Below are 15,068 nucleotides of genomic sequence, written 5' to 3' on the forward strand. Positions count from 1 at the left end.
AGAGCCCTATGAACTCCGGTGCATTTCAACAGTTCTTTAGTTCCTTAGAAGATCCTCGTCAGTCAGCCAAAGTCGAGCATCTATTTACTGATATTTTATTCCTCGTGGTTTGTGCCTCAATAGCTGGGGCACAAGGTTGGGAAGATATCGAAGATTTTGGCGATCTCCACTTTAACTGGTTTGCCAAAAAAGGACTTTTTAAGAATGGGTTACCTGTTCATGACACTATTGCTCGAGTCATATCGAGAATAGATAGCGAGCAGTTTCAGTATTGCTTTATCGACTGGATGAAGTCTGTTGCTGAGTTATCCGACGGTCAGCTTATTGCGATAGATGGTAAACGGCTATGTGGTTCATATAATCGCGAGAACAGACTGTCAGCCATCCACATGGTAAATGCCTTCGCAACAGAAAATAACGTCGTGCTTGGGCAAGTTAAAACCGAAAGTAAGTCGAATGAAATTACCGCCATTCCCGCATTACTGGCGCTGTTGGATATAAAAGGTTGTCTGATATCAATAGATGCCATGGGATGTCAGACAGATATCGCCGAACAAATTATTGAGCGGGGTGGAGATTATTTACTTGCCGTAAAAGGTAATCAAAAAACACTGCATAATGCCGTTCGTAAGGCGCTTGGCAGCGAGATTGACGAAGAAGTGCTTTGCTTAGAGAAGCAGCACGGACGTAACGAAGCTAGAGCCTATTGTGTAATGGACGCAGGCAGCTTAGCCGACGCTTTCCCTGAATGGAAAGGGCTTAAAAGTATTGGTGTTGCGTTAAGCTATCGTCGAACGAAAAGCGGCAATGAATCCCTTGAGTACCGTTATTACATCAGTTCAGCCAAACTGAGTAAGGCTCGTTTTGCCAATGCAGTACGCAGCCACTGGGCGGTTGAAAATAGCCTGCATTGGGTATTGGACGCGTCGATGAAGGAAGACCAATGTCAAATATATAGAGGCAATGCGGCGGAGGTATTGTCCGGAGCAAGGAAGATAGCGTTGAATATGCTCCGAGCGGAAACAACTCGAAAAATCAGTATCCCACGCAAACAGAAGCGTGCACACGGCAGCACTGATTATCTGGAGCAGGTACTAACAGCAGGCTTAAAGACGTTGGGTGATATTTAAGCATTCATGCTCTCACCCTGCGACCCAGCAAGTTTAGACACTGTTATTGCGCAGGAAGCGGGCAACGATTTCTACCAGTTGCGATCGTTCTACATAGGCTCAACATTAAGACTATCGCAAATTGTTAACAGCATTGCTGGCTCAACAGTGTCGAGCCGTTGGTTTAATAAAAAGGCTAACCTCATCGGTTAGCCTTTTTATTATGTTGACAGTGACGAAACCATAATTTGGCTCACTTTATTATCTAGGCAGGGTTATGGATTTAACGTCAGGATTGGAGTTAAAAGAAATACGGTACTCAAAAATTCCAGTGTCGGAATTATGAACTTCCATAGAGTTAACAAAACCCGATTTATGAGTCGGTGAACTATCCCCACGAATAAACTCAATAAAAAACTTATCTAATTCATCTTTAGATTCCGAAGAAAAGTAACCAAAGCATATATCATTATTACACGCGACATCATAATCGCTAAGAAGTGGATTGACATCTGACTTGTTTATATAGTCGCTAATACGGTTTTCATACTCAACAGTATCAGACTCTTTATTTGTATAATTAGGCAGTTCTTTAACAATCTCTCTATATACAGGAGATGTCATTATTGCTGCTAGAGTAACGCCATCAACAACATTATCACTCACGATCGATTGATAAAGTTTTTCACCAATGTCGCTAACTTTTATCTGCTTATCTCCTATTTTATAACTTTGCCTATCAGTTTCAGAAATCTGATTATTTGATTTACCTTCATAACTGTTAGATAAAGCATTGCCGACATCACTCACAAAATCAAGGTTTTCACTTTCTTTAACTTCATTACTTTCTGATACGGATGAATCATTGCTTGAACTATAAAAATAGACAAACACAATAGACATTATGGCTAAAATAAGTAGTGATGATAGTACTTTTTTATTTGCAATCATGATTTACCAACTCTTAAGTGGTTATTGAATTCTAGTGTGTTCTACCATAATGATCTAGGATTGTGCCTAAGCAACTATTTTTCACATATTGGAATAGGATTAATTACGTAAGCAAAGTCGCCGCTCGATAAGGAAATCGCGAATATATAGTCACATTTATTTATAATCATTATTTCCCTATAAAATTATAAACAGAACATATTTAAATATAGCCCACAGTATTGCAACCATGCTAGCAACTGGCCAGATTCACGTCAACAAACTGTTAACACTCTGAGTTGTAGGTTTTTCCATAATGTAGATAATAACATTATCCACTCTAATTGAGATGTAGGAAGGGAGTGAAGAAGCTATATTGGTTGGTTTATCAATAATTGTATTAGGCGTTTACGGCCAATTCTAGATTGGTACCCCATCAGTCTCTACATCGACAAACGACACTGCTACAATAAAGTCGTTTTTGCATCAGTAATGTCGTAGCAACACCACGTTATTCGCTTATTATGCTGAGATCTGATTATAAGATGGGATAACCCAAGTGTTATCCCATACTCAGTTAATTACAAGCTGATAGCCAGCTCTGCCCCCTGACGGATCGCGCGTTTAGCATCCAGCTCTGCCGCAACATCGACGCCGCCTATCAGGTGCACGGGTAATCCCGTTGCTTTCATCTCATCGACCAAAGTACGGTTCGACTCTTGGCCAGCGCACAAGATAACATTATCGACGTCAAGCACGCGTGAGTCATCACCCACCTTGATATGTAAACCTTGCTCATCGAAGCGTTCATAGTTAACTCCAGTTAACATTTGCACTTGATGGTGTTTTAACACAGAGCGATGGATCCAGCCGGTGGTTTTACCCAGCCCTTTACCCATTTTACTGGTTTTACGCTGCAGTAAATAAATCTGCCGCTCAGGCGCCGATAGCTCTGGCTCAGTGAGCCCGCCAGGCTCAGCATACGTCTTATCAATGCCCCACTGTTTAAACCACTTGTCCGGTTGCAGTGTACTCGACTCACGTTCACCAAGATAATGCGCCATATCAAAGCCAATACCGCCCGCACCAATCAAGGCTACCCGCTCACCAACGCTAATTTCACCGCTAAGCACCTGCTGATAGGTCACCACCTTAGGGTTATCAAAACCAGGAAGTTCTAGGCGGCGCGGCACGACGCCTGCCGCAATCACAACCTCATCAAAGGCTTCATCACGTACCACAGAAGCATCGAGACGAGTGTTGAGTCTAAGCTCAACATGATGGCGTTTCATCTGCTCAGTAAAGTAGCGAATGGTTTCATTAAACTCTTCTTTACCAGGGATCTTACGCGCTAAATTAAACTGACCTCCCACCTCACTTTTCGCCTCAAATACCACGACTTGATGACCACGCATAGCCGCATAGATTGAAAATGCCATGCCGGCAGGGCCAGCGCCCATCACGGCAATGCGCTTTTTGGTCGCAGCTGGAGTAAAGTTAAGCTCAGTTTCATAGCAGGCTCTTGGGTTAACCAGGCAGGTCGCACGCTTAAGGGCAAAGGTATGATCCAGACAAGCCTGATTACAACCAATACAGGTATTAATCAGCTCGCTTTCACCCGCAGCGGCTTTGTTAACAAACTCGGCATCGGCAAGAAACGGGCGCGCCATCGACACCATATCGGCCTGCCCTGAGGCAATGATCTGTTCACCTATTTCGGGCGTGTTAATGCGGTTGGTAGCAATTAACGGTACTGTTACTTCCTGCTTGAGTCGCTCAGTCACCCAAGCAAAGGCGCCGCGCGGAACACTGGTAGCAATGGTTGGTACCCTAGCTTCATGCCAGCCAATACCTGTGTTGATAATCGACACCCCAACCTGCTCAAGGGATTTGGCTAAACTGACCACTTCATCCCAGCTCGAACCATTATCCACCAGATCCAACATAGATAGACGGAAAATAATAATAAAGTCAGCGCCAACCTTAGCACGTATCGCCTTGACGATTTCGATGGGAAAGCGAACGCGATTGTCAAATGTACCGCCCCATTCATCCTCACGCTTATTGGTACGCGAACAGATAAATTGGTTAATCAGATACCCTTCCGAACCCATGACTTCGACGCCATCATAACCGGCTTTTTTAGCCAAGGCCGCCGATGTCGCGTAATCTTTTATCGTGTTTTTCACCTGTCGAGATGACATGGCCGAGGGGGTAAATGGAGTGATAGGCGATTTGATTTTGCTTGGTGCCTGTGAAAACGGGTGGTACCCATAACGCCCGGCATGTAAAATTTGCATACAAATTTTACCGTCAGCCTCATGAACCGCATCGGTCACTATTTTATGTTTAGCCACTTGCCACGGGAAACTTAATTGACAGGCATGTGGGGCTAAGCGGCCGCGCAAATTGGGGGCTATTCCGCCAGTTACAATTAGCCCTACGCCACCTTTAGCACGCTCTTGATAAAATGCTGCCAGTTTCTCAAAACCGCCCTTTTCTTCTTCAAGCCCGGTATGCATGGATCCCATGAGTACACGGTTCTTGAGTTGAGTGAATCCAAGATCTAAGGGTTCTAATAAATGTGGAAACGACATTCAAACATCCTTTTTAAACAAGTGATTTAAACTAGCATACCCGTTGTTTGTTTTAAGCTCAATACACAATCAAAGGGCTATGAAAAGATTCATTTACAATTGTGTTTCACCCCAAAGAGGATTTTCAGTTAGCATAGGGAAATCTAGCTAATATAGGAGTGGATGATGTCCGCTAAACCCTCAGTTTTTAAAAGGATCTTAATCGGTTTGTGGAAAGGCCTTAATGGTACTCGCAAGCTAATACTTAATCTGTTCTTTTTCGGTTTCCTCGCGCTCATTGTGGTTGCCATGAGCAGTGACGAGCTGCCTACCGTTGAAGATGGCTCTGCGTTAGTGCTCAATTTATCCGGCACTGTGGTAGAACAGTTACGTCAAGTTGATCCCATAGAAGCAGTGATGAAAAGCAATCAAGGCGCCGATGTTGATGGTGAGATTTTACTGGCCGATCTGTTACGCACCATAGATAACGCCGCCACCGATAATCGCATCGCCGCAATTGTACTCGATATTGGTGAACTCAGAGGCACGGGGATCAGTAAGCTGCAAAGTATCGGTGAAGCGTTAGAGCGCTTTAAAGCATCAGACAAACCGATCATTGCCATGGGCAACTGGTATGGCCAAAATCAATATTTTTTAGCCTCTTTTGCCGACACCATTTATCTAAATCCACAAGGTGGAGTTGAAATTGATGGCCTAAGTCGTTATCGCCAATATTATAAATCGGCGTTAGACAAACTTAAAATTAAGGCACATGTGTTTCGGGTTGGCACCTTTAAATCGGCGGTTGAACCTTTCGTACGCGATGATATGTCAGCAGCAGCCAAAGAAGCTAACAGCGCCTTACTTAACGATATTTGGACCAGTTACGAGCAAACGGTTGCCCGTAATCGCGGTCTTGAGCAAAGTGATTTAGTGCTCACATCTGAGCAGTACCTTGCCGAGCTAGATAAAGCTAAGGGCCGCTCGGCAGAAATGGCCGTGAATATGGGCTGGGTCGATAAACTGGTCTCGGCCGAGGCCTTTCGTTTAGCCATGATAGATAACGTGGGTAAAGCCAAAGAAGGTCATCAATATAAGCAAATAAATTATTACGATTACCGCACGCTTGTAAAAGAGTTACCACCTCTGATGATACAAGACACTGTTGGCATCATTGTGGCCAAAGGCAATATTCTTAATGGTAGTCAACCTGCTGGCCAAATTGGCGGTGAAAGCACCTCAGCCCTGCTGCGTAAGGCGCGCTTTGATGACAAAGTCAAAGCGGTTGTGCTACGTGTCGATAGTCCTGGTGGTAGCGCGTTTGCCTCTGAGCAGATCCGCCAAGAAGTGCTCGCACTGAAAACCGCTGGTAAGCCGGTGGTTGTCAGTATGGGCAGTTATGCGGCTTCTGGTGGTTACTGGATCTCGGCCAGCGCCGATTATATCTTTGCCACGCCAACGACCCTAACAGGCTCTATTGGTATCTTTGGTATGGTTGCCACATTTGAAGATTCACTGGCTTCCCTTGGCGTGTACACAGATGGAGTGTCAACATCAGACAGAGCTGCATTCTCTGTCGCTAAAGGCATTAGCCCTGAGTTAAAGCAGATCATCCAACGCCAAATTGAGCGCGGCTATTATGACTTTATTTCACTGGTCGCCACTGAGCGCGATATGGAATTGGCCGAGGTCGACAGCATCGCCCAAGGTCGTGTTTGGTCTGGTAAAAAAGCCCTCGATTTGGGATTAGTGGATGCGCTCGGCGATCTCGAGCAAGCCGTAACCAAAGCGTCTGAGCTGGCTAAACTGGATAAGTTTGACACTCGCGTGATTGAGCAAGAGCTCACACCTCAAGAACTATTTATTCAAGAAATGTTCGCCAGCGTTGGCGCCTATTTACCTGAATCGGCATCAAACAGCCAGTTAGCAGATAAAATCATCGGTCAATGGAGCAAATTTGCTCAAGAGTTCAGTGCCTTTGACGACCCAAATGGCGTGTATCTCTACTGCGATACCTGTAATTTTTAATCTCACAGATCTTGACCATTAACGACAGGTGTTAATCAAAAAGCCCTCGCATTTTCGCTGGGGGCTTTTTTATTCCTCCTCACCATTAATCATGCCCATAAGACACGGCAATAGGTCATATTGCCGTCTCCATGTGGTTCAGCTGTGGGTATGTTAGCGCCTGCAGATTTTGGGTAACGCCACACTCAGACAGAGAATCACCAAAGTAGAGGCGGATTATGGGCAATTGCTAAGCGCTTACCAGCTATAACCTTTTTTATTAATGCCAACCCCAGTATAATCGCGCCACCCTTGCGATTAACCAGCCACCATTATTATGACAAAACGCTCAATCTACGTTGCCTACACAGGCGGTACCATCGGCATGCAAAAAACCGATAACGGCTTCGCGCCGGTACCAGGGTTCTTAACCGATTGTGTTAACGATATGCCGGAGTTTTTCCATGCAGAGATGCCCAGCTTTGTCATTCATGAATACCAGCCGTTAATCGACTCATCCAACATGGCGCCCAACGATTGGCAGATGATCGCCAATGATATCAAGGCTAACTACGACAAATACGACGGATTCGTGATTTTGCATGGCACAGATACCATGGCCTTTACCGCATCGGCACTCTCTTTTATGTTACAGGGACTCACCAAACCCGTGATTGTCACCGGCTCGCAAATTCCATTGGCGCAGTTGCGCTCCGATGGGCAAACCAATTTGCTTAATGCCTTGTATATCGCGGCAAACTACCCGGTGGCCGAAGTGTGTTTGTTCTTCAATAATAAGCTGTTTAGAGGCAATCGAACCACTAAAGCCCATGCAGACGGTTTTGACGCTTTCGCCTCGCCTAACTTTCCACTGTTAATTGAAGCCGGGATTAAAATTCGTCTGCGCGCAGGCAAGATCAGTCAATCGCAGGCCAACACCCTTAAAGTGAACAATATCAGCCCGCAGCCGATTGGCGTGGTCACCTTGTATCCCGGTATCACCACTGCCATTATCGACAATATTTTACAGCAACCGGTTAAGGCGTTAATTTTATTAACTTATGGCGTGGGTAACGCGCCGCAAAATCCTGAATTGCTCGACTGTTTACGCCGCGCGAATGAACGCGGAGTGATCTTAGTTAATTTAACCCAATGCATGCAGGGAAAAGTCAACATGGGTGGCTATGCCACTGGTAATGCGTTGGCACAAGCGGGGGTGATCAGTGGCTTTGACATGACCACAGAAGCGGCGTTAACCAAACTGCACTATTTACTGTCTACCGATTATAGTACGGCGCAAATTCGCGAAATGATGCAGCGGGATCTGTTTGGGGAGTTAACCGAAGATTAAAAAAATGCCCCTAATTATGGTTAGGGGCATTATTTAATTATAATTCTTCGGCTTTAAACGCGGCGATGCTCTCGCCTTTAAACTGTTTTTTAAGCTCTGCTTTAGACAGCTCGTTTAAGGTGCCTTGGTTACCTATGGTAAAATGGTCAGTTTGATTTAACCTTCTTGCCTGATAGAGCATCACCAGTTGTAAGGTTTGCTCTTTTTGTTTATCAGACAACACACTGCCATCATCCCACTTGCCCAATTCAGCAGCGCTTAATAATCGCGCATACACTTCATCTGGCATCTCATCGATTACTTTATTAATGTCACTCATACACTTTTCCGTTTATGTAATACTATTCGCACTCTGGCAATGAGGTAACCCACAAACCCAAACACTACGCACGCACCAGCAATGTTGGCCCGCGCACCTTCGGCAGGCTCTCCGCCCCAAAACCAAATCACCACCCCAGCGATGAATAATGTCATAGCAAAAAAACTATGATTCATTAACTGGTTACTGCGTTTAATATGGCTTATCCGATTAAGCGATTCATTGTCACCACTGGATTTAGCAGCGCAGTGAGGACACGTTTTCGCTAGGCTGGATATGCGCTTATTACAATTTGGACATTGTATTAACGCCATATCAGCCCTCCATTACTTAATATCGTCAACCACGGCCAACATGGCCAACAACGAGGCTTCACCTAAATAGATACAGCGCTCTGGCGACCAACCCGACATAGGATCAGCCATATTCGCATTATCTTTAAAGGGCATTTCCAAGGTATTGGACAAGCAGCCAAAGGTTTCGGCTACCCAATTTGAGGCAACCGTAAGATTCGCCTTGCCCGGCTCATCTTTATCGTAGCCAAATTTATCTTGAAAATCGGCGCTGGTCAGTAGCAAAGCATCGACAAAGCGACGCTGTAACTGCGCCATCTTATCGTTAAAGCACGGCACGCCTTCGCAGCCGGCCAAAAACACATAAGGTAAGCCTTCATCACCATGCACGTCGTAATATAAATTCACCCCAGTTTGCTGCATCTTGTTCACAACATGATACACCTCGGGGCTTTTCTCCAGTGAAGGGGTTTGCCATTCGCGGTTAAGGTTGACGCCCGCAGCATTAGTGCGTAAATGACCTCTAACGCCGCCGTCGGGATTCATATTCGGTACTATGTAGAAATTAGCTTTGTCTAACAATGCCTTGGCTGTCGGGCAATCACCGTCGAGTAAGTTGGTCAGCAGGCCTTCAACTAACCACTCGGCCATGGTCTCACCTGGATGTTGGCGAGCGGTGATCCAGATATTAGCTTTATCGGGATCTTCATCGCCGACTTTGACTAAGGTTATGTCGCGCTCATCAAGTGTGAGGCCTAGGTGCTCTAGCGACACCAAAGGATGTACTTGAACGGTGCTGAGCAGATCTTGGTGACGCTCATAACTGTATGGCGCAAAATAGGCGATTTGAATAACGTCACAATCGAGTTCAACCTCAATGGTCAATTTACCGTCTTGATAACGGGTTGGCAGACGAAACCACTGCTGGCGATCGTAACTGGCCACGGCTTGGTAATCTTCCCAACCCTTGGTGTACGATGCTGAGCCGGCATTGATAATATTAAGGGTATAGTGTTGGCCGACAGTGCCCTGCAACTTAAAGTTAAACCACTGAAAAAATTCGCCGCCTTCATCTGGTCTGATCGCCAGCTGTATATCATTTATATTATCTTGATTGATGACATCAATATTACCGCCATCGAAATTGGCACTGATCCGCATATCCATTCCTTCATATTATATCGCCGCATAAGGCAGCGTTGTTATTTGAAATCCGCTTATCAATCAAATGCACCCACTGATCAGACTATGGTTACGCCCGACACCGATTATAAGTACGCTTGATATTAATGCCCATAGGATAAACTAAATTGGCTCACTTTCGCAGTCGCCACCACAAAAAACCATAAATCTTGATCAAATAGCTCGTTTAACTTGCAAAGCTGTACCCTTGTCCTCGTACCGTGTTAATCATGCTTTTGGGCAGATTGGTCTGGGCGAGCTTTCGACGCGTATTGCTGATGTGCATATCAAGGTTACGATCGAACTGGCCTAACTCCTTTTTGAGCACCGCACGTTGTAACTCCTGCTTGGTGACCACCTCTCCCTTGCGCTCAAACAGGTATTTGATCAACTTAAACTCTGTGTGTGTCAGAGTAACCCGGCGCTCATCCACTTCAATACTGTAATCGAGTTCATTAAAGTTCATCTGCTGAAATACACAGCGTTGTGGCCGAGGTTGAGTACGGGCCAGTTGAATTCGACGCTGCAACGCGGCGACTCTGACCAGTAACTCTCTAGTGCTAAAAGGTTTTGCGATAAAATCGTCAGCGCCTAGCTCGTAGCCTTTGATGCGAGTCTCTTCATTATCATTAGAGGAGATAACAATGACAGGCAAACTATCGCGGCGAGATGTTAAGAACGCAAAGCCGTCTGCACAGGAAATATCAATATCGAGTATGATAAGTTCTGGTTGCAGCTGTTCAACTTTGTCTAGCGCTTCTTTGCCAGTACTGGCGTGATCAATTTGGCAAGCTTGTGAATACAAGGCTTGAGCCACGATCTGTCTTACGCTCAGATCGTCATCGATAAGTAATACCCTGCTCATCCATCAACCTTAATGATAACAATTATCATTAAGGTTACCTCTTTTAAGTATGCGAAGCCATTAATTTTCTATATACAGTGGCTGCTTTTAAGCAAGATTTAATCACATCGTGACAATCCTCACCCTTTTTCCTACCTGAGCTCAAAATACCCCACAGTAGCGAGCCAACATTTGCACCTAAAACACTCCAGCCGTATAAGCACTATCATTGCGCTCAATATTTGGCAGGCTATCGATAATAAGTAGGTTATCGACATTAGGCGGCCGTGAACACCTGCAGCCAGTAACCTCTTAGACTCTTAAGCTCTATAAAAAAGCACTTAGTGCTGATTGACTCAGAACGATAAAATGCAGTCAAAACTCCTCATAAAAATGCCATAAAAAAGCAGCCTCTGAATCGCGATTCAGAGGCTGCTGCTATAGCAAGTCACAAGATTAATGCATATTAAGCCGTTACTGCTGCGCTAACATCAACTGACGAATGTATTTTACTGGCGCACTGCCATAACTTAAAAAGGTCTCATGGAAAGATTTAAGGTCAAACTTATCCCCCTCGACCTGCTTTAACTCTTCTCTAAAGTCATAAATCTCACGGTAACCGGCATAATAACTGGTTAATTGCACTTGGCTCAATGTCGCTCGGCGCCATTTACCTTGCGCCTCGGCTTCCTGCTGAAACGCCTCTTGCGTCATCAGTGCTATCGCTTCAGCCTCTGTCATGCCTTTGACTTGGATGGCATAATCTAAAATGGTGTTGGCAATGACTCTCAGATTCCATTTGTAATACATTAGCCACATTTCTGGTTCAAAATTACCGTAACCTTCTTCCAGCATCATACGCTCAGTGTACACCGCCCAACCTTCGACCATAGCGCCATTACCAAAGAGGCTTTTGACTAAACTTGGCGACTCATTAGAATAAACTAACTGAGTATAGTGACCTGGGATCGCCTCATGAATATTGAGAACCTGTAAAATCCAGTGATTATATTCGCGTAGATAGCTTTCAGCAGACTCATCACTCATGTCATCGAGTGGCGTCACATTGTAATAAGTGTTGCTGGACTTTTCATAAGGCCCTGGGGCGCTAATAGAAGCCCCCGCAAAACCGCGCATGTATTCAGGTGTTTCACGCACCACTAACGGCTTGTTAGGATCTAATGTGACTAACTGTTTAGCGTTGACAAACTTAACCAACTGAGGAATTTGTGCACGCACCTCATCAACAAAGTCTTCCCGTTTAACATGTTTGGCCGACAACTTATCGATCAGCTGACGAGTCGCCACCGTACTGTCGCTTGGCATAGGCGTGGTAAAATAAGTCGACCACAACTGAGCGGTGATCTTGGCCATTTCAGCTTGAACGCGATCTTTATCGGCTAACGCTTTCTCATACAATGCCTTTGCTGTCATGCCTGACTGAATATCAAAGGCAAACTTTTGCTCGTATAGCGACTCACCAATCCTAAAGCTACGCGCGCCCTCTTTTTCAAGCTGACTTTCTAATGACTTAAGCCATTGTATATGTTCATTAATGGCGCTAGTTGCCGCGTTAAAACGACTAACAAACAGTGCTTTTTCTTGCTCGCTTAATCCTGAGCTTTTAACCGTGCCTAGCAGTTCATCAGAAAAAACCGCAAACGCCCCCTCATTTTGCATCACAGCCAACTGAGTATGCTCAAGGGTAGGATTGTTAATGTTAGCGCGCGCGGCATCGTAATAAGCGGGAACATTTTCCATGCGGCCTAAAAATGAGCGCAGGCGTTCATCGAGCGGCGCAAAATCTTCATTGATGATCTGCGCAAAGCCACCAGCGACATTATAAGCCGAGGGATCCCATTGCCATGATTTAAAGGTCTCTATCTCCCATTTATCCCGCAGTAGCAAATTTTCAATCAGGCGATAATCGATCAGTTGACTCGCCGACAGTGATTGCGGCTCAAACTGCTGGAGTAGCGCCAACTGCTGTTCGATAAATTGCAGCGATAGCGCACGATTAGCCGCATTCGGTACTTTTAACTGTGCATCATATTGATGGTAGCCACTGTACAATGCCCACGTTGGTGACTCCTGCCAAAGTGCGTCGATAAATTGCTGTGAAAACTGCTCAAATTGATATTGTGTCGCTTGCGTCATGGCAGGCTCACTCGGTGTTACAAGCTGATGCTGACAGGCAGTCAAACCGCCTAACGCGAGCACAACGGCCGCTGCGAGAAAGGATTTTTTCATCTTGGCTTCCCTGATATATTTTACTTTGTTATTAATTTTTAATCGGTTGGGGTAATTTTGTATTTAACACTCGTACATACACAAGTCCATAGATGCTGGAGACTCAGATTATTACCACTATGACGAATGACGCCTGAGTTAATCACGTTAGCCGCTAAATTGCAGCTAAAGGGTTAATATTGACAAAGATTGTTACAAAAAGTCCTGTCTAAAAATGCACGTGCAGTCGGTGCAACGCGACTGCACGTTCTAGGCGCACTAACCTAAATGCTGCTGGCAACAGGCTTTCACATCGGCAAACGGATATGACTCTAGCGCTGCAAAGTTAGGATCACGGCGTAATTTAAGTTTGGTAAACAGTGGTGTAGGTAAGCCACATAAGGCACGGGCTAACATATTGGCATCGGCTCGTTCGCCTAATAGGTTCAATAATCCGTCACACAGCGCTGCAAAAGGTTGGCTCGCAAGTGGCGCCAATCTGGTGTTATGGGGTAACACAGCCGCACCTTGTGTACATACCGAGCAATGACCACAGTCTTGCGTCAACTGTTCATCGGCAAAATAGGCTGACAATCTGCGGGTTAGGCATTGGTCACTGCCTAGCATATCAACCATGGCTTGGATCCGCGCAATCTCACTTTGCTCTTTACGTAAAAACTGCAGATATAATTTCTCGACTAAAGCATCAATCTTTTCATCAAACTCAAGCAGCTGATAAACCTCAGTCATTTGCTTAGTTTGCAATTCTATCAAGCCTTTCTCTTCAAAATAATTGATAGCAGATACTGCCCGGCTACGGTCACTCGGATAATGCCGATTCAGCGCATTAAAATCGATGGTATACCAAATTCTGGCTTTATTGGCACTAGAGAGCAATGCGTGCACAAATGCCTGACGCTCACCGCTAAAGCGTGCAATAAGCTCCTCTTCACTGCACAACAACTTAAAACGGTATTCGGCGTAATAGCTAAAAGCGGGTTTGATCACCGCAAGCATCTCTAAATACACCAATAAGGTTTTTAAGCTTAACAGGCGCACATTAGATTGCATTGAGAGAGTATTGAGCATCACTTCCCATTGTGACGACTGTTGTTTGGTTTGGACGATTTCATGTAACACGTAAGCAATACCTTGTTTATCGGGCGTATCCCCATACACAAAGTTTTGTAACACATTGAGGTTATCGGTGTTGGCAAGGACTAAGCAGTCCGATGGTAAGCCATCGCGTCCGGCTCGTCCTATCTCTTGAGCATAGTTTTCTATCGATTTAGGCAGATCATAATGCACTACAAATCGTATATCTTGTTTATCGACCCCCATACCAAAGGCGATGGTCGCCACAATGATCGGGCAATTTCCGGCCATAAAATCACGTTGTATGGCTTGACGAACATCGCTCTCCATACCCGCATGATAAGCCTTAGCCGCTATATTGGCGCGATTAAGTGCACTGGCCACCTGCTCAGCACTTTGCTGTAAGGTGACATAGACAATGCCGTGCTGAGCCTGACGAGGTCGTAGCCAGTCAATCAATGTCGCTAGCTTATCTTTGCCGCTCACCCCTTTCACATTAAGGTGTAAATTAGCACGATAAAATCCGGTTAGCGCAATATCACCACGGGGAATGTTAAATTTAGCCCCCATATCCTCAATCACTTGTGGTGTGGCTGTTGCCGTTAACAACAAGGTTTGAGGAATGCCAAGATCATGTTGGTATTGAGGTAGTTTTAAATAATCGGGCCTAAAATTGTGCCCCCACTCTGAAATACAGTGGGCTTCATCGACCACCAGCAATGAGATGGGCACATTAGCGATAAATTGCCGAAAGCGTTCATTGTTAAACCGCTCAACAGAGATCATTAAAATCTTAATCTGCCCTTGGCGGATCCCTGCCATAACCGCTTGGGTTTGTTCATGGGTTTGGGTGGAGTCAATACTTGCAGCCGCGATGCCTTTTTGATGCAAAAAAGCCAGTTGATCTTGGATCAAGGCCAATAAAGGTGACACCACAATGGTTAAATGCGGTAACGCTAACGCGGGTAATTGATAGCATAAAGACTTACCCGAGCCTGTGGGGAAAATAGCCGCTGCACTGCGACCAGCCATAATGGTTTCAACCACTTGCTGCTGACCTGGGCGAAACGTAGCGAAACCAAAATACTGTTGTAAAAGTTGCTGCACAATAAAAGCCTATGACTGAGAAGCCC

The 15,068-nt window shown here is 45.2% G+C and carries 11 protein-coding genes; 3 read left to right on the top strand and 8 right to left on the bottom strand.

Features of this window, described 5'->3' with window-relative positions; all coding sequences use genetic code 11:
* The first annotated feature begins 8 nt into the window (after positions 1-8).
* Positions 9-1,130 (top strand): ISAs1 family transposase, encoded by a 1,122-nt coding sequence (locus AC5YBZ_RS09140; RefSeq protein ID WP_096035922.1) that lies wholly within the window; start codon positions 9-11, stop codon positions 1,128-1,130.
* A 240-nt stretch (positions 1,131-1,370) separates the two neighbouring features.
* On the opposite strand, the gene AC5YBZ_RS09145 is transcribed toward AC5YBZ_RS09140, so the two are convergent.
* Together AC5YBZ_RS09145 and AC5YBZ_RS09150 are read right to left on the bottom strand one after the other, a co-directional pair.
* Positions 1,371-2,060, bottom strand: a complete 690-nt coding sequence (locus AC5YBZ_RS09145) for a hypothetical protein (protein WP_494519075.1) — start codon at positions 2,058-2,060, stop codon at positions 1,371-1,373.
* 560 nt (positions 2,061-2,620) lie between these two features.
* On the bottom strand, positions 2,621-4,636 hold the full coding sequence (locus AC5YBZ_RS09150) for an oxidoreductase (protein WP_494542839.1): 2,016 nt from the start codon (positions 4,634-4,636) through the stop codon (positions 2,621-2,623).
* A gap of 165 nt (positions 4,637-4,801) precedes the next feature.
* Here AC5YBZ_RS09150 and sppA point away from each other — a divergent pair, with 165 nt between their 5' ends.
* Positions 4,802-6,643 (top strand): signal peptide peptidase SppA, encoded by a 1,842-nt coding sequence (sppA, locus tag AC5YBZ_RS09155; protein ID WP_475516982.1) that lies wholly within the window; start codon positions 4,802-4,804, stop codon positions 6,641-6,643.
* A gap of 316 nt (positions 6,644-6,959) precedes the next feature.
* Complete coding sequence (gene ansA, locus AC5YBZ_RS09160; protein WP_475514018.1) at positions 6,960-7,973, top strand: asparaginase; 1,014 nt, start codon at positions 6,960-6,962, stop codon at positions 7,971-7,973.
* Positions 7,974-8,010: 37 nt separating this feature from the next.
* Here the strand turns inward: ansA and AC5YBZ_RS09165 are convergent, their stop codons facing one another.
* From AC5YBZ_RS09165 to AC5YBZ_RS09190, 6 genes are all read right to left on the bottom strand, one after another.
* Positions 8,011-8,292 carry a YeaC family protein gene (locus AC5YBZ_RS09165; protein WP_494542840.1) on the bottom strand — a complete coding sequence of 94 codons (282 nt, stop codon included), beginning with the start codon at positions 8,290-8,292 and terminating at the stop codon, positions 8,011-8,013.
* Positions 8,289-8,606, bottom strand: a complete 318-nt coding sequence (locus AC5YBZ_RS09170) for a zinc ribbon domain-containing protein (RefSeq protein ID WP_494519071.1) — start codon at positions 8,604-8,606, stop codon at positions 8,289-8,291. The genes AC5YBZ_RS09165 and AC5YBZ_RS09170 overlap by 4 nt, the downstream gene beginning before the upstream one ends.
* Before the next feature lie 12 nt (positions 8,607-8,618).
* Positions 8,619-9,746: a M14 family metallopeptidase gene (locus AC5YBZ_RS09175; RefSeq protein WP_494542841.1), complete on the bottom strand. Its 1,128-nt coding sequence runs from the start codon at positions 9,744-9,746 to the stop codon at positions 8,619-8,621.
* 208 nt (positions 9,747-9,954) lie between these two features.
* Positions 9,955-10,632, bottom strand: coding sequence for a response regulator transcription factor (locus AC5YBZ_RS09180; RefSeq protein WP_494542842.1), 678 nt, complete (start codon positions 10,630-10,632; stop codon positions 9,955-9,957).
* A gap of 453 nt (positions 10,633-11,085) precedes the next feature.
* Entirely contained in the window at positions 11,086-12,861 is a 1,776-nt protein-coding gene (locus tag AC5YBZ_RS09185) for a DUF885 domain-containing protein (RefSeq protein ID WP_494542843.1), read from the bottom strand.
* A 258-nt stretch (positions 12,862-13,119) separates the two neighbouring features.
* The gene (locus AC5YBZ_RS09190) at positions 13,120-15,042 is read right to left on the bottom strand and encodes a RecQ family ATP-dependent DNA helicase (RefSeq protein ID WP_494523559.1); all 1,923 of its coding nucleotides are present in this window, start codon (positions 15,040-15,042) and stop codon (positions 13,120-13,122) included.
* Positions 15,043-15,068 lie beyond the last annotated feature (26 nt).

It is taken from the genome of Shewanella sp. 553, assembly GCF_059338375.1.